Source organism: Bradyrhizobium sp. SYSU BS000235, assembly GCF_049747295.1.
Taxonomy (GTDB): Bacteria; Pseudomonadota; Alphaproteobacteria; order Rhizobiales; family Xanthobacteraceae; genus Afipia.
On record NZ_JBMHJM010000001.1, the window covers coordinates 3,025,987 to 3,045,766 of the forward strand.

Annotated in this window: 19 protein-coding genes and 1 tRNA gene; 8 read left to right on the plus strand and 12 right to left on the minus strand. The window is 60.0% G+C overall.

Annotated features, from left to right (window positions below; translation table 11 throughout):
• Positions 1–81: 81 nt before the first annotated feature.
• Positions 82–1,005 carry a LysR family transcriptional regulator gene (locus ACP0KA_RS14075; RefSeq protein WP_424629379.1) on the minus strand — a complete coding sequence of 308 codons (924 nt, stop codon included), beginning with the start codon at positions 1,003–1,005 and terminating at the stop codon, positions 82–84.
• Positions 1,006–1,009: 4 nt separating this feature from the next.
• Positions 1,010–1,975: a thioredoxin-disulfide reductase gene (gene trxB, locus ACP0KA_RS14080; RefSeq protein ID WP_424629380.1), complete on the minus strand. Its 966-nt coding sequence runs from the start codon at positions 1,973–1,975 to the stop codon at positions 1,010–1,012.
• Between the two features lie 439 nt (positions 1,976–2,414).
• Between trxB and ACP0KA_RS14085 the strand changes: the two genes are divergently transcribed.
• Positions 2,415–2,897 (plus strand): Lrp/AsnC family transcriptional regulator, encoded by a 483-nt coding sequence (locus tag ACP0KA_RS14085; RefSeq protein WP_424629381.1) that lies wholly within the window; start codon positions 2,415–2,417, stop codon positions 2,895–2,897.
• Between the two features lie 148 nt (positions 2,898–3,045).
• On the plus strand, positions 3,046–3,804 hold the full coding sequence (locus ACP0KA_RS14090) for a sulfite exporter TauE/SafE family protein (RefSeq protein WP_424629382.1): 759 nt from the start codon (positions 3,046–3,048) through the stop codon (positions 3,802–3,804).
• A 25-nt stretch (positions 3,805–3,829) separates the two neighbouring features.
• Here the strand turns inward: ACP0KA_RS14090 and ACP0KA_RS14095 are convergent, their stop codons facing one another.
• The 6 genes from ACP0KA_RS14095 to ACP0KA_RS14120 all read right to left on the minus strand — a co-directional run bounded on the left by ACP0KA_RS14095 (position 3,830) and on the right by ACP0KA_RS14120 (position 10,001).
• Positions 3,830–4,237: a DoxX family protein gene (locus tag ACP0KA_RS14095; RefSeq protein ID WP_424629383.1), complete on the minus strand. Its 408-nt coding sequence runs from the start codon at positions 4,235–4,237 to the stop codon at positions 3,830–3,832.
• A 152-nt stretch (positions 4,238–4,389) separates the two neighbouring features.
• Positions 4,390–4,698 carry a hypothetical protein gene (locus ACP0KA_RS14100; protein WP_424629384.1) on the minus strand — a complete coding sequence of 103 codons (309 nt, stop codon included), beginning with the start codon at positions 4,696–4,698 and terminating at the stop codon, positions 4,390–4,392.
• Positions 4,699–4,821: 123 nt separating this feature from the next.
• Complete coding sequence (gene greA, locus ACP0KA_RS14105; RefSeq protein ID WP_424629385.1) at positions 4,822–5,298, minus strand: transcription elongation factor GreA; 477 nt, start codon at positions 5,296–5,298, stop codon at positions 4,822–4,824.
• A 303-nt stretch (positions 5,299–5,601) separates the two neighbouring features.
• Positions 5,602–8,931: a carbamoyl-phosphate synthase large subunit gene (gene carB, locus ACP0KA_RS14110; protein WP_424629386.1), complete on the minus strand. Its 3,330-nt coding sequence runs from the start codon at positions 8,929–8,931 to the stop codon at positions 5,602–5,604.
• Positions 8,932–9,115: 184 nt separating this feature from the next.
• Positions 9,116–9,191: transfer RNA gene (locus ACP0KA_RS14115), tRNA-Cys, on the minus strand.
• 114 nt (positions 9,192–9,305) lie between these two features.
• Positions 9,306–10,001: a class I SAM-dependent methyltransferase gene (locus ACP0KA_RS14120; RefSeq protein ID WP_424629387.1), complete on the minus strand. Its 696-nt coding sequence runs from the start codon at positions 9,999–10,001 to the stop codon at positions 9,306–9,308.
• A 96-nt stretch (positions 10,002–10,097) separates the two neighbouring features.
• Here ACP0KA_RS14120 and ACP0KA_RS14125 point away from each other — a divergent pair, with 96 nt between their 5' ends.
• The gene (locus ACP0KA_RS14125) at positions 10,098–10,655 is read left to right on the plus strand and encodes a Dps family protein (protein WP_424631601.1); all 558 of its coding nucleotides are present in this window, start codon (positions 10,098–10,100) and stop codon (positions 10,653–10,655) included.
• Between the two features lie 179 nt (positions 10,656–10,834).
• The gene (locus tag ACP0KA_RS14130) at positions 10,835–12,364 is read left to right on the plus strand and encodes a cation:proton antiporter (RefSeq protein ID WP_424631602.1); all 1,530 of its coding nucleotides are present in this window, start codon (positions 10,835–10,837) and stop codon (positions 12,362–12,364) included.
• A 54-nt stretch (positions 12,365–12,418) separates the two neighbouring features.
• Here ACP0KA_RS14130 and carA read toward each other — a convergent pair whose 3' ends face one another.
• Positions 12,419–13,609, minus strand: coding sequence for a glutamine-hydrolyzing carbamoyl-phosphate synthase small subunit (gene carA, locus ACP0KA_RS14135; protein WP_424629388.1), 1,191 nt, complete (start codon positions 13,607–13,609; stop codon positions 12,419–12,421).
• Between the two features lie 156 nt (positions 13,610–13,765).
• Here carA and ACP0KA_RS14140 point away from each other — a divergent pair, with 156 nt between their 5' ends.
• Complete coding sequence (locus ACP0KA_RS14140) at positions 13,766–15,358, plus strand: AMP-binding protein (protein ID WP_424629389.1); 1,593 nt, start codon at positions 13,766–13,768, stop codon at positions 15,356–15,358.
• Positions 15,359–15,378: 20 nt separating this feature from the next.
• Here the strand turns inward: ACP0KA_RS14140 and ACP0KA_RS14145 are convergent, their stop codons facing one another.
• Positions 15,379–15,993: a LysE family translocator gene (locus ACP0KA_RS14145; protein ID WP_424629390.1), complete on the minus strand. Its 615-nt coding sequence runs from the start codon at positions 15,991–15,993 to the stop codon at positions 15,379–15,381.
• A 117-nt stretch (positions 15,994–16,110) separates the two neighbouring features.
• Between ACP0KA_RS14145 and ACP0KA_RS14150 the strand changes: the two genes are divergently transcribed.
• From ACP0KA_RS14150 to ACP0KA_RS14160, 3 genes are read left to right on the plus strand one after another with little or no spacing between them, the layout of a single operon-like run.
• Positions 16,111–16,425, plus strand: a complete 315-nt coding sequence (locus ACP0KA_RS14150) for an ArsR/SmtB family transcription factor (protein ID WP_424631603.1) — start codon at positions 16,111–16,113, stop codon at positions 16,423–16,425.
• A complete protein-coding gene (locus ACP0KA_RS14155) occupies positions 16,418–16,885 on the plus strand; it encodes an SRPBCC family protein (protein WP_424629391.1) in 468 nt (155 codons plus the stop codon). The genes ACP0KA_RS14150 and ACP0KA_RS14155 overlap by 8 nt, the downstream gene beginning before the upstream one ends.
• Positions 16,882–17,400 (plus strand): SRPBCC family protein, encoded by a 519-nt coding sequence (locus ACP0KA_RS14160; protein ID WP_424629392.1) that lies wholly within the window; start codon positions 16,882–16,884, stop codon positions 17,398–17,400. Before ACP0KA_RS14155 ends, ACP0KA_RS14160 begins: the two co-directional genes overlap by 4 nt.
• Before the next feature lie 69 nt (positions 17,401–17,469).
• On the opposite strand, the gene ACP0KA_RS14165 is transcribed toward ACP0KA_RS14160, so the two are convergent.
• Positions 17,470–19,080 carry an acyl-CoA synthetase gene (locus ACP0KA_RS14165; RefSeq protein WP_424629393.1) on the minus strand — a complete coding sequence of 537 codons (1,611 nt, stop codon included), beginning with the start codon at positions 19,078–19,080 and terminating at the stop codon, positions 17,470–17,472.
• 144 nt (positions 19,081–19,224) lie between these two features.
• Positions 19,225–19,680: a GatB/YqeY domain-containing protein gene (locus ACP0KA_RS14170; RefSeq protein WP_424629394.1), complete on the minus strand. Its 456-nt coding sequence runs from the start codon at positions 19,678–19,680 to the stop codon at positions 19,225–19,227.
• Positions 19,681–19,780: the final 100 nt, after the last annotated feature.

The following is a 19,780-nucleotide window of genomic DNA, read 5'->3' on the forward strand; positions in this document are numbered from 1 at the left end:
GTATGAGCCCCGCATCGCCATACGGGCAACGCCGAACATGGTATGTCAGTCATGCGGAGAATGCGGGCTCAAACAGATGTTTCAGGAAGGCCAGCGCTGCGCTTTGCTCACGATGAAATCACGGAAGACCTGCACGCGTGCCACCGACTTCAATTCTTCGGGATAGACAAAATAAGTATCCAATTGAATCGAATCCGATTCGCCGAACAGCTGAACCAAACGATTGGTGTCTTCAATGAGATAATCGGGAAGAGCTGCGATGCCGAGGCCTTGCTGACATGCGCGAACAAGACCGAGCACGTTGTTCACCTTGAAGAACGGTTCACGCAGTCCCGCGCCGTTCCGGCCAGCCTCGATCAGCCAGTTTCTGTTTTGCAGATGCTGCGGCACATTGTGATCGCTGAGAATGATCAGACGATGATTGTCGAGCTCTTCGAGGGTGCGTGGCGTTCCGTGGTGCTTGATGTATTCCGGCGAGCAATAAGCATGAAAGCCCATCGAGAACAGCTTGCGCTGGATAAGATCAGGCTGCGTCGGCTTGCGGGTGCGGATCGCCACATCGGCTTCACGCATTGACAGGTCGAGCTCTTCGTCAGTGACGATCAGTGAGATGCGGATGTCGGGATAAAGCGAGGTGAATTCGCCGAGCCGCGGAATGAGCCAATTGATGCCGACCCCTGGCGTTGTTGTGACCTTGAGATCGCCGCTGGGCCGTTCACGGCTGTCGGTCAGCTTGGCGCGGGCAGCTTGCAATTGCATGAAGACGTCATGCGCGGTCCGAAACAGCAAATCGCCCTGTTCGGTCAGGATCAGCCCGCGCGCGTGTCGGTGAAACAGCGACACGGAAAGTTCCTGTTCCAACGCGCTGACCTGGCGCGAGACGGCTGATTGCGAGAGCCCGAGTTGCTCGCCGGCGTGGGTAAAACTCCCCGCTTCTGCTGCCGCGTGAAAAACCTTTAGCTTGTCCCAATCCATGTCGCTGAATCCGTCGCGTGTTCGTGACATCAAATCATTCCGCTGCTGCGCGTTCGACGGCGCTGTGCGCCAGGAAGCGTTCCGTTTCGAGAGCCGCCATGCAGCCAAGCCCTGCTGCCGTGACCGCCTGACGGTACGTTTCGTCCGCAACGTCGCCGGCGGCGAAGACGCCCGGGATCGAGGTTGCGGTGGAGTGTGGAGCGATCTCGACATAGCCGGACGGTTTGAGCTTGAGCTGGCCTTTGACAAGCTCAGTCGCCGGCGCATGGCCAATGGCGATAAACACCCCGTCGGCCGCCTGCTCGGTCACAGCGCCGCTCTTGAGATTCTTCAGTCGCACGTGTGTGACTTTCGAGGGGTTATCTGATCCGCAGATCTCTTCGATCTCGCTGTCCCAGACGACCTTGATCTTGGGATGTTTGAACAGGCGATCCTGCAGGATGCGCTCGGCACGCAAAGTGTCGCGGCGATGCACCAACGTCACCGTGGAGGCGAAATTGGTCAGGAACAATGCTTCCTCGACTGCGGTGTTGCCGCCGCCGACCACGATGACTTCCTTGTTGCGATAGAAGAAGCCGTCGCAGGTGGCGCAAGCGGAGACGCCAAAGCCCTTGAACGTTTCTTCCGACGGCAACCCGAGCCAGCGCGCCTGGGCGCCGGTAGCAAAGATCACGGCTTCGGCTAGATAAACGTCGCTGCTGTCGCAGCTGATCCGGAACGGGCGCTGGCCAAGCTCGAGTTTATTGACGTGGTCGGTGACGATCTTGGTGCCGACATGGGCCGCCTGCTTTTCCATCTGCTCCATCAGCCAGGGGCCCTGGATCACATCGGCAAAGCCGGGGAAGTTTTCCACATCAGTGGTGATCGTCAGCTGTCCTCCAGGCTGGATGCCCTGGATCAGGATCGGCTCGAGCATGGCGCGGGCCGCATAGATGGCGGCGGTGTAACCGGCAGGACCTGAACCGATGATGACGACTTTGGCATGAATAGGAGCGGCCATAATCCGACCTTGGAGGCTTCGGGGGTGGAATGGTCAGCGAAGAGGCGGGAAATGCCCGCAAAGGCATCGCTGGGGCGTCGAAAGTGTCAAAGGCAAGTCTAGGTCATTTGGCGAGCCATGCAAGATACGCAACCCATATCAGAAAATTTTCCCCAGCAGAGCGTAGGTTGCCGCAGACGCGAAATAAAATTGCGCGAACCATTTCCAGTGGCTAAAAGTATTTGCGAATCCGGGCATAGGGATAGCTAGTGCGCTGGATTTGACGTTCGTATCAACGTCGCGGCGAGTCCTGATTACGAACGTCAAATCCAAAAGCGCACTAGTTTCATCAAGTTGCTAGTGTCCCTTCTGGTTCTAACGTTCGCAAACGAGAGTGCTGCAAAGTGAGTGCGAACGTTAGAACCGGGACACTAGAAGATTGCTGGGGACCAGATTACACGTGTCAAAAGACCTCGACGAAATCGACCTGAAGATTCTCAGCGAAATCCAGGCCGACGGTCGAATTACCAATGTCGAACTGGCGAAGCGGGCCGGCATTTCCCCGCCACCCTGCCTGCGCCGCGTTCGGGCGCTGGAAGAAGCTGGCTACATCCGCGGTTATCGAGGCCTGCTGGACCCGCAACTGCTCGGATTTGACGTGACGGTGTTCGCTTCTGTGCACCTCTCCAGCCAGGCGGATGCGGATTTGCGGGCGTTCGAGGAGTTCGTCCGCCAGGAGCCGCTGGTGCGCGAATGCTGGATGCTGTCGGGCGAGGTCGATTTCATCCTGAAATGCGTCGCTCCGGATATGGCAACCTTCCAGAATTTTGTTTCGCATCTGACGGCCGCGCCGCATGTCCGCAATGTGCGCACCTCCCTCGTGCTGCATAATTCCAAGAATGCCCCCGATGTGCCGTTGGAGCTGAAGACGCCCCACGGCTGAGACACCTTCGACGCCACATAAGGTGCTTCGTTTTCGCATGGTGCATCAACGCACCGGGGCGTTTGCCTTGATGGGAACCTGTTCTACAAGCCCGGTGCCGGGCGCTTCCCCCAGGGACACGAGCGCCCACTCGCGTTAAGGGATTGCCGTGACTCTGTTTCAGATCGCGTTGCTGGCGGCTGCGGGATTCGCTGCCAGCACGATAAATGCTCTTGCCGGTGGTGGCACGTTCGTGACCTTCGCCGCTCTCGTCGCCAGCGGATTGCCGACCCTCGATGCGAACGCCACGAGCGCGGTGGCATTGACGCCCGCCAATCTCGCCAGCGTGGCAGCCTATCGCTCCGAAGTCCGTTTGCATTATCGCGAGATGATTCCATTTGCGATCCTCGGGTTGCTTGGGGGCGTCGGCGGCGCGCTGTTGCTGATCTGGATCGGCGACGGTGGCTTTCGTCCCCTGGTGCCGTGGCTCCTTCTCGTCGCGACGGTGATGTTTGCGTTGGGAGACCGTATTCGCAAGATCGTCGAGCCGTGGTCGAAGGGGCAGCACACCGTTGCGAAGCTCGTGGCCTACGGCGTGATGGCTGTGGTCTCGATTTACGGTGGTTTCTTCGGCGCGGGCGTCGGTATCATGATGCTGGCCGCGCTCTCGATCGTGACCAGCGACGACTATCATAAGTCAAACGCCACCAAGATCGTTGTCGCGTTTTTGATTCAGGTCGTCTCTTCCGCGTTACTGATAGCCGGCGGCCTCGTGCATTGGCCACAGGCCTTGGTGACGATCGCGGCCTCGATTCTCGGCGGCTACTTCGGCGTCAGTGTCGCACGCCGGATTCCTGCAAAAATAATCCGCGCCGCGGTGGTCACCATCGGCGCGGTATTGACGGTGATTTTCTTTATCAGGACGTGATCTGCAGCCCGAGCTCTAACACCAATCAGCTCTTGCGGCGCATCATCGCGTCGAGGCTGAGCGGACCGGGGCCGGCGGCGGCGAGGTAAAGACAGGCGAAGCAGAACAGGATCGCCGGCGTGCCCCCATTGTTCAGCGGAAGCCAGACCGGCGTGCCGGTCTTGAACATGTGACCGATGAAGTACGCGAACGCCATCTGGCCCGACAGAATGAATGCAGACAGGCGGGAGAACAGGCCGACCATCAGCAACGCGCCAAGCACGAGTTCGAGAGTACCCGCGGTGATAATCAGCGGCGGGAGATTGGCGAAGTATGGCAGTACCGGAAACTTGAAGATTTTGGCCACGCCGTATTGAAACAGCAGCAGGCCGGTGACGATGCGAAACAGGCTCAGAATCTGCGGTCGCCAAGCGTCCAGAAATTTATCGTTCATATCCATTCCCCCTTAATGAGATTCGCTAAATTGATATCGCGCAGCGATGACAAGTCAAAGCTTCAAGCAAACGAGATTCAACAACGATTTGCAGATTTGGGTGGGAATAATTCGAAGCGCGGAGTGTTGTGCGGTGTCTTTGGCGACGCGCGTTACTTCGGGGGATCGCTCTTCTGCGGTTCGCTCTTCGGCTCGCTCTTGGGCGTATCCGGGCTCAGACATCGGATCGCCTTCGGTTGGCATGCGATCCCGATGTTCGAGCAAACCGGCGCGGTGGCGGTATCTGTTTCCCGCGTGCATGTGACGCATTCATCCGTCCAGCGGCTGCAGTTCGGCTGATTGACGAAGACGGAAAGCTCTTTGGGTTTGCCGGGCGGCGGCACGTCCAGTTCGGCCGCAAGAACGCCGGTGATGCCGGTGCACACCGTCATGATGACGATCATCAACTTGCAGTGTCGCATTCACGCCTCCGCGTCAGCTTGCGTCCGGTACTGCAACGCAGCTGTCCGCGCGAAGCTTAAAACAAAAACGGCCGGGGCGAACCCGGCCATTCCCGATACCAATAGAATTCAATGGTCGACGCGTTACTTCCAATCGACCCTGGCGATTTCGTAAGCCTTGGCGCCACCGGGCGCCACCACTTCTACCGACGCGCCTTTCTTCTTGCCGATCAGGGCACGCGCCAGCGGTGAGGTAATGGAGATACGGCCTTTCTTGGCGTCGGCTTCTGGCTCGCCGACGATTTGCCAGACGGCTTTTTTCTCGGTGTCCTCGTCGATCAATGTCACGGTGGCACCGAACATGATCGTATCGCCCGAGAGCTTGGCCACATCGATGACATCGGCGCGCGCGAGCTTGTCTTCAAGCTCTGCGATGCGGCCCTCGTTGTGTGACTGTGCTTCCTTCGCGGCGTGATATTCTGCGTTTTCCGACAGGTCGCCATGCGAGCGCGCCTCGGCAATCTGCTCGATGATGCGCGGACGGTCGACAGACTGACGCTGCTTTAATTCAACTTCCAGCGCGGCATGACCCGCCTGTGTCATCGGTACCTTATCAACCATCTCGTCTTCATCCTTCAATTTCGTGCGGTGATCCCAGCCTTCGGCACACGAAACATTCTGGTTTTGCCCGACCGGTCTTCGATGGCCTTCGATAGCCAAGGGCAAGGAAAGAGAACATCATCCCGACGGGCCGGTTCCCGTCACAGCTCTCACTTTATCGCGCCGGATCTCAATTACAGCTTACATTTCCGGTCTCGGATCGGGAGGAAGCCAAGACCGAAAATCTGATCGTCTCTAACTAGTTAGAGCATGATGTAACCGAAAGCCGCATCGCAGTTCGGCATCATGCTCATCTTAATAATTCTAAAGATCGGAGAAGTAGCCTTGCAGGGTGCGGACCTCGAGGTCCCCTCCCAGATAAGCCCGGATACCCTGTGCGGCAGCCAAAGCCCCCGAAAGAGTGGTGTAATACGGGACTTTATGCAAGAGGGCAGCGCGCCGCAACGAACGGCTGTCCGCCAGCGCCTGTGGCCCCTCGGTGGTATTGAAAACGAGTTGCACCTCGCCATTGGTGATCGCATCGACGATATGCGGCCGGCCTTCCAGCACCTTGTTGATCTTCTCGGCAGGAACGCCGTTTTCCACGAGGAAACGTTGGGTGCCTGATGTCGCGATCACCTTGAAGCCGAGCGACGACAGCAGTTTGACGGCGTCGAGAATGCGCGCCTTGTCTGTCTCGCGTACTGAGACGAACACTGTCCCCTTGCGCGGCACGCGGGTTCCGCCGCCGAGCTGGCTTTTGGCGAAAGCGACAGCGAATGACCGGTCGATACCCATCACTTCGCCGGTCGATTTCATCTCGGGGCCGAGCACGGTATCGACGCCCGGGAAACGCGCGAAGGGGAAGACGGATTCCTTGACGCCGACGTGCTCGAGCTTGCGCGGATTCAGTTTGAAGTCGGCGAGCTTCTCACCGGCCATGATGCGCGCGGCGATCTTGGCCACCGGAATGCCGACGACCTTGGCGACGAATGGCACCGTGCGTGACGCGCGTGGATTGACTTCGAGGACGTAGATGTCGCCGTTCTTGATGGCGTACTGCACGTTCATCAAGCCGACGACATCGAGGCCAAGCGCGAGTTCGCGGGTCTGCCGTTCAAGCTCAGCGATCACGGAAGGATCGAGCGAATGCGGCGGCAGCGAGCAGGCTGAGTCGCCGGAGTGAATGCCGGCTTCCTCGATGTGCTCCATGATGCCGACAACAAACGTGTCCTTGCCGTCGCACAGGCAGTCGACGTCGACCTCCGTGGCGTCCGACAGGTAGCGGTCGAACAGCAGCGGGTTCTTGCCGAGTACGGTATTGATCTGACCGGTCTTGTCGTTCGGATAGCGTGCCTTGATATCAGCGGGCACGAGTTCCGGCAGCGTGCCGAGCAGGTAATCGCCGAGTTGCGATTCCTCGCGAATGATCTGCATCGCTCGGCCGCCGAGCACGTAAGACGGGCGCACGACGAGTGGCAGATCAAGATCCGCGGCAACGAGGCGCGCCTGCTCGACCGAATAAGCGATGCCATTCTTGGGCTGCTTCAATTTCAGCTTGTCGAGGATGCGCTTGAAGCGATCGCGGTCTTCCGCAAGGTCGATGGCATCCGGCGAAGTGCCGAGGATCGGTACGTTGGCGGCTTCCAGGCCATGCGCGAGCTTCAGCGGCGTCTGGCCGCCGAACTGCACGATCACGCCATGCAGCGTGCCGTTGGTTCGCTCGGTGTCGATGATCTCCAGCACGTCTTCGGCCGTGAGCGGCTCGAAGTACAGGCGATCCGCGGTGTCGTAGTCCGTCGACACCGTTTCCGGATTGCAGTTGATCATGATGGTTTCATAGCCGGCGTCATGCAGCGCGAAGCAGGCATGGCAGCAGCAGTAGTCGAACTCGATACCCTGGCCGATCCGGTTCGGCCCGCCGCCAAGGATGATGACCTTGTTCTTGTCGGACGGTGCGCTCTCGTCCGCAGTTGCACCCGCAAAAGGCGCTTCGTAGGTCGAGTACATGTATGCGGTGGGTGAAGCGAATTCCGCGGCACAGGTGTCGATGCGCTTGAACACGGGGCGCACATCCAGTGCACGGCGCGCTGCCTTCACCTCGGCCTCGGTCTTGCCCGCGAGCACGGCGAGGCGGGCGTCGGAGAAGCCCATCGCCTTGAGCGTTCGCATGCCATAGGCGTTGGCCGGCAGACCGTTGGCCTTGATCTTGTTCTCCATGTCGATGATGCCGCGCATCTCGGCAAGGAACCACGGATCGATCTTGCACGACGTGAAGATATCTTCGTTCGACCAGCCAAGCCGCATCGCCTGACCGACCTGCAACAGGCGATTCGGCGTTGGCGTGCCCAGAGCGGCACGAACCGCGTTCTTGTCATCGCTCTGGCCGAGCCCTTCGATCTCGATTTCATCGAGCCCGGTGAGGCCGGTTTCTAGACCGCGCAATGCCTTCTGCAGGCTTTCCTGGAAGGTTCGGCCGATCGCCATGACTTCGCCGACCGACTTCATCGACGTGGTCAGCGTGGTCGAGGCGCCGGGGAATTTCTCAAAAGCGAAGCGTGGAATTTTGGTGACGACGTAATCGATGGTCGGCTCGAAGGATGCCGGTGTCGCGCCGCCCGTGATGTCGTTGGCGATTTCGTCGAGCGTGTAGCCGACCGCGAGCTTGGCTGCGACCTTTGCGATTGGGAAGCCCGTTGCCTTGGAGGCCAGCGCCGATGACCGCGACACACGCGGATTCATCTCGATGACCACCATGCGGCCGTCGGCAGGATTGACGCCGAACTGCACGTTCGATCCGCCGGTCTCGACGCCGATCTCGCGCAGCACCGCCAGCGAGGCGTCGCGCATGATCTGGTATTCCTTGTCGGTCAGCGTCAGCGCCGGAGCAACGGTGATGGAGTCGCCGGTGTGGACGCCCATCGGATCGAGGTTCTCGATGGAGCAGACGATGATGCAGTTGTCCTTCTTGTCGCGGACAACCTCCATCTCGAACTCTTTCCAGCCGAGCACTGACTCTTCGATCAGCACTTCGTCGGTCGGCGAGGCGTCGATGCCGCGCTCGACGATCTCGATGAACTCGGCCTTGGTGTAGGCGATGCCGCCGCCGGTGCCGCCCATGGTGAACGAGGGGCGAATGATCGCGGGCAGGCCGATGTCGTCGAGGATGCGCAGCGCGTCCGGCAGCGTCTTGGTCTGCATCGATCGCGGGGTTTCGAGACCGATCTTGGTCATCGCCTCGCGGAAACGGCCGCGGTCTTCTGCCTTGTCGATGGCGTCGGCGGTGGCGCCGATCATCTCGACGTCGAATTTGTCCAGCGTCCCCTGGCGGCGCAGCGACAAGGCGCAGTTGAGCGCGGTCTGGCCGCCCATGGTCGGCAGCAGGGCAAAGCCGCCGGGAATGACGTTGCGTTCCTTCTCGATGATCTTGGCGACGATCTCGGGCGTGATCGGCTCGATGTAAGTCGCGTCGGCCAATTCCGGGTCGGTCATGATGGTGGCCGGGTTGGAATTGACGAGGACGATACGGTAGCCCTCCTCACGCAGGGTTTTCACGGCCTGGGTGCCGGAATAATCGAATTCACAGGCTTGGCCGATCACGATGGGGCCGGCGCCGATGATGAGGATCGTCGAGATGTCGGTTCTTTTAGGCATTAAGTCTCACGGGCAGGAAACTGGGCACAAAAAAAGGGCGCGCATCCGCGCGTCCCTCGAGCCATAGCGCTAGGTTGTCCTTGCGCGCGGGGTGTCTTTAAACCAGATTTTGCAGGCGGGAAAGGCTTTTAAGCCATTAATCAACCGGCTTTTCCGGCCTTGCCGGCGATATCCGAGGGGAGGTTGGAGGCCCAGCCTGGACTTGAACCAGGATATGAAGCGTTTGCGGCGCCCCCGCGTTGACATTCCGCCACCGGGCCATGGCGGAACGTTAGCCAGCCGGGGCCGGATTGCCCAGCGCGGGCCGCTAACAGTCTTAATGCGCCGTTGCCGGAATTTGTCAGATTTGACCGACAATTGAGAGGGCCGTGACCTTAGTCGGACCGGGTCGCCACGAAGGTCATTCGTGCCGGATTATAGCCAATGTTGACCGGTGCACGGGTGGCGCTGAAGCTCGCCGCCTCGAGCTTCGCGATCATGTCCGCTTCTGCGTAACGCTGCAGGCCGATGTTCTGCCGCAATTGCCAGTAGTCGGAAAGCGCGGTGCGTGCGAGGCCCCAGAGCGCGTCGGTGAGGAAGCCATTCTTGGCTGCGAGCTTGAGCAGGGCCATCACATCGGCTGGAGCGCCGACGTCCGGACGCAAAATGTCGCCCAGCACCAGTTGGCCGGCGGGCTTCAAAATTCGCCGCATCAATATGAGGGTCTTGTCCAACTCGTCCGGCGTCATGTACTGCGCCACCGAATTGATCACCGCGAGATCAATCGTTCGATCCGGCTGCTGCTGCAATTCGTCGAGCGAGCGGATCGTGATCTTCGGATTTTGCTTGAATCGGGCCGTCAGGCGGCCGCGAACCCCGGGTGCGGGTTCAGCCAAAATCAGGTGTCCGCATTTGGCCGCGACATCCGGGCTTGAGAGCGCCTCGCCGCAGGAATAGTCGAGGACCACCGCATCGGGCGCTGGAATGTGACGGATGATGTCATTGGCGATGACGCGAAAATGCACGTCCCGGTGCAGTTTGCTGACATAAATCGTATGGGTTGAATCGTAATAATCGATCCAGTCTTCCATCGGCCTGTTCCGGATGATTTGAGTTCCGGTTGAGGAACCGGCGGGTGTAGGATGCGTTAACGGGTCTGGCGATTTGTGTCCATCGCCACGATCTACATGGTCTTAGATGTCCTAACAGGAAGGTTAGCCGTGAGCAAAAACAAGAATGCAGTCTCGCCCGAACTCGATACACCCACCGATCTGTCCCAGGAGGGGGTCGACAAGATTTCCGCGGCGCTCAATCCGCTCGTGGCAGACGCGTTCGCGCTCTACATCAAGACCAAGAACTTCCACTGGCACGTCAGCGGACGTCACTTCCACGATTACCATTTGATGCTCGACGAACAGGCCGATGCCATCTTCGCTTCGATCGACGAACTCGCGGAACGTGTCCGCAAGATTGGCGGCACGACGCTGCGTTCGGTCGGCCATCTCGCCAAGCTCAAGACCATCTCGGACAATGATGAGCAGTTCGTTCCGCCGCGCGAGATGCTGCGCGAGCTGATGAATGACAACAAGCAGATGGTGGTCGCGATGCGCAAGGCGCACGAGGTTGCCGACAAATACGACGACTCGGCCACCGCCAGCATTCTTGAGAACTTCATCGACGCCACCGAGCGGCGGACATGGTTCTTGTTCGAGGCAAGCCGTCAGGAAGGCGGCAACGAAGCCTGATCTCCATTTGATCGATTTTACAAACGCCCGCTCAAAAAGCGGGCGTTTTTGTTTGGCCCGTGGGTCGGCGAACAGACAGCTTGCCGCACCACGAGGGCAACCATTTGTCTTGTTCATCTGATCGAATAAGCTTGAATGGTATTTTAGGGGAGCCGAATACTTTGCACGATTTTGAATGGATGGTTGGCTTGTTGATCGGGGCAATGCTGCTCTCCGCATTTGCGCGGCGGGTCGGCGTTCCCTATCCGACATTTCTGGCGCTCGGCGGAATTGTCATCGCATTCATTCCCAATTCGCCGGCCTGGACGCTTGAGCCTGATCTTGCGCTCGCGCTGTTCGTTGCGCCCGTGCTGCTGGATGCCGCGTTCGACACCTCGATGCGTGATCTGCGCGACAACTGGCTGCCGGTGGCGACGCTGGTGGTGGTCGCTGTGGCGGCCACCACGGCGGCCGTTGCCGTGGTCACACGCTGGCTTGTACCCGACATGCCGCTGGCCGCAGCGATCGCGCTCGGGGCCATCGTCGCGCCGCCGGATGCCGCCGCGGCGACGACCGTGCTCCGCAGCGTGAAGCTGCCCTACAGGATCATGAAAATTCTTGAGGGCGAAAGCCTGCTCAACGATGCCAGCGCGCTTTTGATTTACCGCGTGGCGGTGGGGGCGGCCATGGCGTCGTCGCTCAAAATGAGCCATGTGGCGCCGACCCTTGCCGCTGCGGTTTTTGGCAGCTTGATTGTCGGTTTCGTGCTCGGCCGCGCCGCGCTGGTGATCAATCGGTCCATCAAGGACGTTCCAACCGTTATTATCGTTCAATTCGTCGGCACATTCGTGGTGTGGATCTTGGCCGAACAAATGGGCCTGTCCGGCATCCTGACCATCGTCGTCTATGCGGTGACGCTTGCGCGGAGTGCACCAGCCGACACGCCGGCCCGCATCCGTGTCCCCTCCTACGCGGTGTGGGAGACGTCGGTTTTTCTGTTGAATGTTCTCGCTTTCATTCTGATCGGCATGCAATTGCGTCCGATCTGGGAGGGGTTTGATACCTCCCTTCGCTGGCAATACAGCATCGTTGCAGGCGCCGTTCTGGTGACTGTGATCGTGACACGCGTTGCCTGGGTGATGAGCTACAACACGGTGCTGCGGGCCGCGATCCGTCATTTCGGCTACAAACCGCGCCGGGAGACGCTGTCGCGACCGACCTTTAAAGGCGGGCTCCTTGTGTCCTGGTGCGGGATGCGCGGGATCGTGACGCTGGCGGCGGCCTTTGCGCTGCCGGAAGGTTTCCCGCATCGAAACCTGATCCTGCTGTGCGCCTTCGCGGTGGTGCTCGGCACGCTGGTCATCAATGGCGTGACGCTGCGACCGCTGATTGGCTGGCTCGCGCTCAAAGATGATGATCCCGTTTCGCATGAAGTCGGCTGGGCGCGCCGCGCGGCGTTTCATGCCGCGCTCGAAGCCATCGATGGCGACACGTCCGCGGAGGCAGAGATGCTGCGGCTTGAATACCGGCAGATGCTCGACAAGGCGGAAAGTGATCCCGATGGCATCACGTCGAGTGAGCTCCCAGCGGATCCGCTGCGCCGTCAGGCGATCAGTGCAGCGCGGCGTGTGCTGTTTGAGATGCGCAATTCCGGTGAAATCGGTGACGATGCATTTCACCGGCTGGAAGAGGAGTTCGACTGGGCTGAACTGAGCGCGACGGCGTCTTAAGAGCACCGCGCGCAGAGAAGGCAATCCTCTCCCAAAGGGGAGAGGATTTTTTCGTTAGGCGCGCTTTTTCTCGCGCATCAGCTCAGCGAAGCGCTTGAACAGGTAGTGCGAGTCGCGCGGGCCCGGTGACGCTTCCGGGTGGTACTGCACCGAGAACACCGGCTTGTCTTTCAGCGCGATGCCGCAGTTGGATTCATCGAACAGCGAAATGTGGGTCTGCTCGACATTGTCCGGCAGCGTGGTCTTGTCCACGGCGAAACCGTGGTTCATCGAGGTGATCTCGACCTTGCCGGTGGTCATGTCCTTCACCGGGTGATTGGCCCCGTGATGGCCCTGATGCATTTTCATGGTCTTGCCGCCGACGGCGAGACCGAGCATCTGGTGACCGAGGCAGATGCCGAAGGTCGGCGTACCGGATTCGATCACTTTCTGGATCACCGGCACAGCGTATTCGCCGGTCGCAGCCGGATCGCCGGGACCGTTGGACAGAAACACCCCATCCGGCTTCATCGCCAGAATGTCTTCGGCGGGCGTCTTGGCGTTGACCACCGTGACCTTGCAGCCTTCACCTGCGAGCAATCGCAGAATGTTGCGCTTGATGCCGTAGTCGACCGCGACGACGTTGAATTCCGGCTTGTCCAGCTTGCCGAAGCCCTTGTCCCATTGCCACGGCGTCTCGTTCCAGTCGAAACGCTGGGCGCTGGTGACCATCGGGACAAGGTCCATGCCCTCGAGGCCCGGCCACTCGCGGGCTTCTTCCTTGAGACCGTGCAGATCGAACTTGCCGTCCCTGGAATGGGCGATCACGGCGTTCGGCATGCCCTTGCTGCGGATCAGCGCCGTCAACGCGCGGGTGTCGATCCCAGCCAGGCCGATGATGCCGCGCGCCTTCAGCCACTGATCGAGGTGCTTGGTCGCGCGGTAGTTCGACGGATCGGTAATCGATGCGCGCAGGATCACTCCGCGTGCACCCGGCGTCGCCGCCATATTCACCGTCTCGATATCCTCGTCGTTGGTGCCGACGTTGCCGATATGAGGGAAAGTGAAGGTGATGAGCTGCCCGGCATAGGACGGATCGGTGAGGATCTCCTCATAGCCGGTCATGGCGGTGTTGAAGCAGACTTCGCCCACAGCTTGGCCTTCCGCGCCGAGGCCGAAGCCTTCCAGCACGGTGCCGTCGGCGAGCACGAGGAGCGCGGTCGGTTTGAGGTCCGGCCAGGCTGAGGAATTTTCGGATGTTGTCATAAGCCTATGACATAGCCCTTGCGCTGCGGCGCGTCAAAGGCGGAGGGGCCTGAAATTCATGCCATTTGCACATATTTGACACCCGCCGAGCGCCCCCTAATCTGGTTTCCAGCCGCGCGGGAACACAAGACGCGGTACGGGGCGGGAGACAGGTTAATGAACTCAGCGGGGAATACGCCGGATTTGAGCCAGATCCATTCCGGCGGCGCGATCGGCGGGTTGATTGTCAACGCGATTGCCCGGTTCGGGGACCGGCCCGCCATCGCGGATGGCCGCGTGCGGTGGACCTACACAGAATTCGGCGAGGTGGTCGGCCGCTTCATCACCCTGTTCCGGTCGCTTAACCTCACGAAGGGCAGCGCGCTGTCGATCCTCTCCAGCAACCGTGCTGAAGCGTGGGCGGCGATCTGTGCCGCGCTGGTGATGGGCGTGCGCTACACGCCGCTACATCCGATGGCCGCGGAAGATGATCATGCTTTCATCATCGCGGATGCGGAAATCGATGTGTTGATCGTCGAGGGGGGCAAGTTCGCCCCGCGCGGGCTGGCGATCAAGGCGCGCGTCCCCGGTCTTAAGCACCTGTTCTCGTTCGGCCCGATGGACGGCGCTCGCGATATCATCCCCGTGCTCGATGGCGTCGCGCCTGCGCCGCTTGTGGATGAGAGTGCCGCGCATGAAATTGCATTTCTCGCCTATACCGGCGGTACCACCGGCCGCTCCAAGGGTGTCATGCTGTCTCACCGCGCCCTGGTGACGATGACCTTGCTGATGTTCGGGGATTGGGATTGGCCGCAGGACATCCGCTTCCTCGCCGCCACACCGATCAGTCATTCCGCCGGCGTGACGCTGTTCCCAGTGATGATGCGCGGCGGCCTGATGCGGTTGGTGCAGGGCTTCGAGCCTGAAGTTTACGCAGGCGTCGTTGCCGCGGAGAAGATCAACGCGACATTCCTAGTGCCCACCTTGATCTATGCGCTGATCGATAACGCGGATTTGCGCGCGCGCCACGATCTGTCATCGCTCGAAACAATCATCTATGGCGCGGCACCGATGTCGCCGGATCGCTTGCTCGAGGGCATGAAGATCTTCGGCAAGGTGTTCGTGCAACTCTACGGGCAAACCGAGGCGCCGCAGGTGATCACGTCAATGCGCAAGTGCGACCATGACGAGACGAAGCCGCACAGGTTCGGCTCCTGCGGACGGGCAAGCCCGATGGTCGAGGTCAAATTGTTCGATGCAGAGATGCGCGAGGTTGGTGTCGGCGAGCCGGGCGAAATCTGCGTGCGCGGTCCGTTGGTGATGGACGGTTATTGGAAACGTCCGGACGCCAACGCCGACACGTTCAAGGGCGGCTGGTTGCACACCGGCGATGTCGCGGTCAAGGATGAGGAAGGCTATTTCTATATCGTCGATCGCACCAAGGACATGATCATCTCCGGCGGATTCAATATCTATCCGCGCGAAGTGGAGGACGCACTGATGTCCCACCAGGCGGTGGCTTCAGCCGCGGTGATCGGCATTCCTGACGAGAAATGGGGCGAGGCGGTCAAGGCGTTCGTCGTGCTGAAAACCGGCGCGGCGACCGGCGTGACGGAGTTGCAGGCGCATGTGAAGGACAAGCGCGGCGCGCCATGGTCGCCGAAGACCATCGATGTCGTCGACGTGATTCCTGTGACTGGTCTCGGCAAGATCGATCGCAAGGCGCTGCGTGCGCCGTACTGGAAGGATCGCACGCGCGGCGTGGCGTAATGGGCTTGAGCCCAGCGGCATCATCGTGCACGCGACAACGCCAGCCAGATGCCGCCGCCGATCATGAACCCGCCCGAGATGCGCGAAATCAGGCGCGCCCTTCGCGCGGAGAGAATTTTGCCGGCGCGGCCCGCCAGCAACGCGTATAAGCCATCAGATAATGCCGCGATGACCATAAAGGTGATGCCGAGCAGCATCACCTGAGGAAGATGATCGCGCTGCATGTCAACGAATTGCGGGATGAACGCGCCGAAGAACACCAGCACCTTCGGATTGCTGAGCAGCACGAGAAAGCCCTGCAGGAAAAAGCCTCCACGCGGCGGCGGAAGTTTCTCGTCGGAGCCGAGCAGAGCAGGCGTGCGGATCAGCTTGATGCCAAGCCAGACCAGATAGGCTGCACCGGCCAGTCGCACCCATTCGAACCAGTAGCCCATCGTCGCCATCAGTGACGTGAGGCCGACGGCAATGATGCCGATCACGATGGCCAGCCCGAGTTGCGCGCCCGCGATGTTGGTGAGCGCGGCGCGTGTGCCGTAGCGCAAACCGTTGGCGATCACGAGCGTGACGATCGGGCCGGGGAGAATCGCCAGCGCAATGCAGGCGGCGACATAAGCGAGATAGAGCTGAAGTGACATGATGTTTCCAATGCTGTGCCGCATCAAAGGATGAGGCTTTGCGAAAATGCAAGCTGTCTGAAGTTCCTTCTCGGCATTACTTGACAGGCAACCATTTGGTTGCCTATTATTTCGACCATGGATGAGGTCTTCAAGGCGCTGGCCGATGTTTCACGACGCTCGCTGCTGGACCGGCTTCATGCCCGCAACGGACAGACGTTGCTCGAACTCTGTGACGGCCTCGCCATGACGCGGCAGGCCGTGACCAAGCACCTCGCGATTCTGGAAGCGGCCAATCTTGTGACGTCGATCAAGCACGGCCGCGAAAAGCTGCACTACCTGAACCCGTTGCCGATCCATGAGATCGGCGAGCGGTGGATCAAGAAATTCGAGCGCGGCAAGCTCGCCGCGCTCAGCGAATTGAAACGGCAATTGGAGAAGCGTGATGAGTAAGCCGGAATTCGTCTATGTGACCTTTATCGAGACCACCGCCGAAAAATTGTGGCAAGCGCTGACATCGAGTGATTTCACCGCACTCTATTGGTTCGGCTACCGCGTCAACGCGGATTGGAGCGTCGGATCGCCTTACAAATTCTTCAAGGAGGGAAGCAAAAGCGTCGAAGGCAAAGTGCTCGAATCGGATCCGCCGTACCGTCTTGCTTACTCGTGGATGCCATGCGCCCCTGAATTCGCTCATGAACGTCCCTCGCGCGTCGCGTTCGACATCGAACCGCATGGCAAGGTCGTCAAGCTCGTCGTGACCCATGACGAATTCGAGGACGGCAGCCAATCGTTCCTGACGGTTTCCCAGGGCTGGCCGGTGGTCCTTTCCAATCTCAAGAGCCTGCTGGAAGTCGGTCATTCACTGTTGCCGCTTCCTCCCGGCGTCGATGTTCGGAGTGTCGAAGCATGATTGACATCGCTGCCTTTAAGCCGACGGTCGTCTACACGATCTACATCGCGTCCACGCCTGACAAAGTCTGGGAAGCGCTGACGCGTGCAGAATTCAGCAAGAAGTACTTTTCAAGCTTTGGCGTCGAAGTCGAATTGAAAGTCGGAGGCCAGTTCCGCGTTAAGGCGCCGGACGGATCGGATCACATTACGGGCGAAGTTGTCGAATGCGATCCGCCGCGCCGGCTGACCGTGACGTGGGATGTGAACTGGCCAGGACTTGTCGAAAAGCTCGGCTCGACGCTCGTGACCTACGATGTCGAGCAGGCGGGCGACTCCGTCCGCCTGACGATGACGCAGGCCAACGACCGGCCGATCGATGACGATATCCTGTCCGGCGGCCGCATGGGCTGGCCTGCGATCCTGTCCAATCTCAAGAGCCTGCTCGAGACGGGCATCACGATGTCCATCAAGATGGAGCCGCCGGTGCGCATGCTGGAAGCTCTGAAAAAGCTGGGAATCAAGATTCCCTCGTAAATCCACGACAGGGCCGTCTGGATCGCATCCGGTGTCGCTTCCGTGTGAAGCGACACCGACTCTGCAATGCTAGCCCAGCGCGCGCAACTCACGCCGCAGCACCTTGCCGGTTGCTGTCAGCGGCAAAGCATCGGTGAACTGGATATGGCGCGGATATTCGTGCGCGGCGAGTTGCACCTTGACGAAATCCTGAATCTCCCGGGCGAGCGCATCGCTCGCCTCATGGCCTGGACGCAGCACGATCCAGGCCTTGATGGCTTCGGTGCGTATCGGATCAGGAATGCCGACAACGGCAGCGATGGCCACTGCTGGATGCTTCAACAACGTGTGCTCGATTTCCGATGGACCGATGCGATAACCCGCACTGGTAATGACATCATCCTCGCGGCTGACGTACCAGAAATAGCCGTCGTTATCCTGCACGCCGAGATCACCGGTGAGCAGAAAGCCGCCGGCGTACTTCTTCGTCGTCGCGTCCGGGTTGCTCCAGTATTCGAGCATCATGCAGGGGTTCGGTGCCCGCACGCCGATGATGCCGCGCTCGCCGCGCGGTAATTCCTCGCCTTGCTCGTTGATGATGCAGACGTCGAAGCCCGGCGTCGCCTTGCCCATGGAGCCGGGCTTGATCGGAAACAGGCTTGAATTGTTACCGACCACGAGATTGCATTCGGTCTGGCCGTAGATCTCGTGCGCATTGACGCCGAACGTCGCACGCACCCAGTCGAGCAATTCGGCGCCAAGGGATTCTCCGCCGGTGAAAATGCTGCGCAGCCTCACACCGTCATGCTTGACGTTGGCCTGCCGCATCAATTTCAAGGCCGTGGGCGGTAGGAAGACGTTGCGGACGTTGTGATCCGCCATCAGTTGCATCGCCGCTTGCGGTTCGAATTTCTTGGCACGATGACCGAGCATCGGCACGCCGTGGTACCACGCCGGAAACAGCGCATCGAACAGCCCGCCGATCCACGCCCAGTCCGCCGGCGTCCACATCAGATCGCCAGGCTTCGGGAAGAAGTCATGGGCCATTTCCACATTCGGCAGGTGGCCGAGCAGCACGCGATGCGCATGCAGCGCGCCTTTCGGGTTTCCGGTGGTGCCCGATGTGTAGATGATAATGGCGGGATCGTCGGCGCGGGTGTCGACGGTCGCAAAATCTTCCGACGCTTCCTCGATGGCCTGCCAGAACGGCTTTGCGCCGGCATGGATCGTTCCGCTGGTGACATAGATGTCCTGCAGATGCGGCAAGCGATCGCGGATCTTTGTCAGCTTGTCCCAGCCGCTTTCATCGGTGATGACGGCTTTCGCATGGCTGTTGGATAACCTGAATTCCAGTGCGTCTTCACCGAACAGCGTGAACAGCGGCACCGAGACGAGACCTGATCGGAATGCCGCGAGGTGAGCGATCGGCAACTCGACGGATTGCGAGAGAAACACGGCGACGCGATCGCCACGCTGCAGGCCGTCAGCCTTCAGCACACTGGCGAAGCGCTTTGAGAGGGCGCTCATCTCGTCGAACGACAGCCGCTGCGTGGCGCCGCTCTCGTCAACATAGATCAGTGCGAGATTGTCAGCGCCATTTGCATGCCGATCGCAGCAGGCCGTTGCCATATTGAACCGCTCCGGAACCTCCCAGCGGAAATTCCGGTACAGATCGTCGTAGCTGCTGGTCTCAAGAAGCATGTCGGTTGGCCTTCGCGTTTCTTCCCCGAGTTTTGAATGGGAGCGTAGCGAAGACTTAGGGTCGGCAACAACCGAATAATCAGGGCGAAAGAAAACTCGCGCTGCCCATTGGGGAAACGCGAGTTGCAAGACGTAATCAGCCGACTAGCCCGTCAGTGCAGCCTTCACCAGACCGCTGGCCTTGCCGAAGTCCATCTGGCCGGCGTATTTAGCCTTCAAAGCGGCAATCACCTTGCCCATGTCCTTCATGCCGGCGGCGCCGGTTTCCGAGATCACGGCGCTGATCGCGGCCTTCACTTCGTCTTCGGACATTTGCTTCGGCAGATAGGCCGAAATCACCGCGATTTCCGCGCGCTCCTGATCGGCGAGTTCGGCTCGGCCGCCCTTGTCATAGAGTTCGACCGATTCCTGCCGCTGCTTGATCATCTTCTGCAGCACGCCGAGGACGTCGTCATCGCTGAGCGGCGGCTTGCCCTGTCCACGGGCTTCGATGTCCGCATTCTTCAACGTCGAATTGACCATGCGCAGGGTGGACAGCTTGCGCTCGTCCTTGGCCTTCATCGCCTCTTTGACGGCGTTATTGATGTCATCGCGCAGCATCGGCGTCTCCTTCGCGGTCATGCAATCTGTGTGGAATTAGCCTGTGATGTAAGATGTTTCGCCGTCCCGCACAACCGCCGAGCCTGAGGCCGCCAGCGAG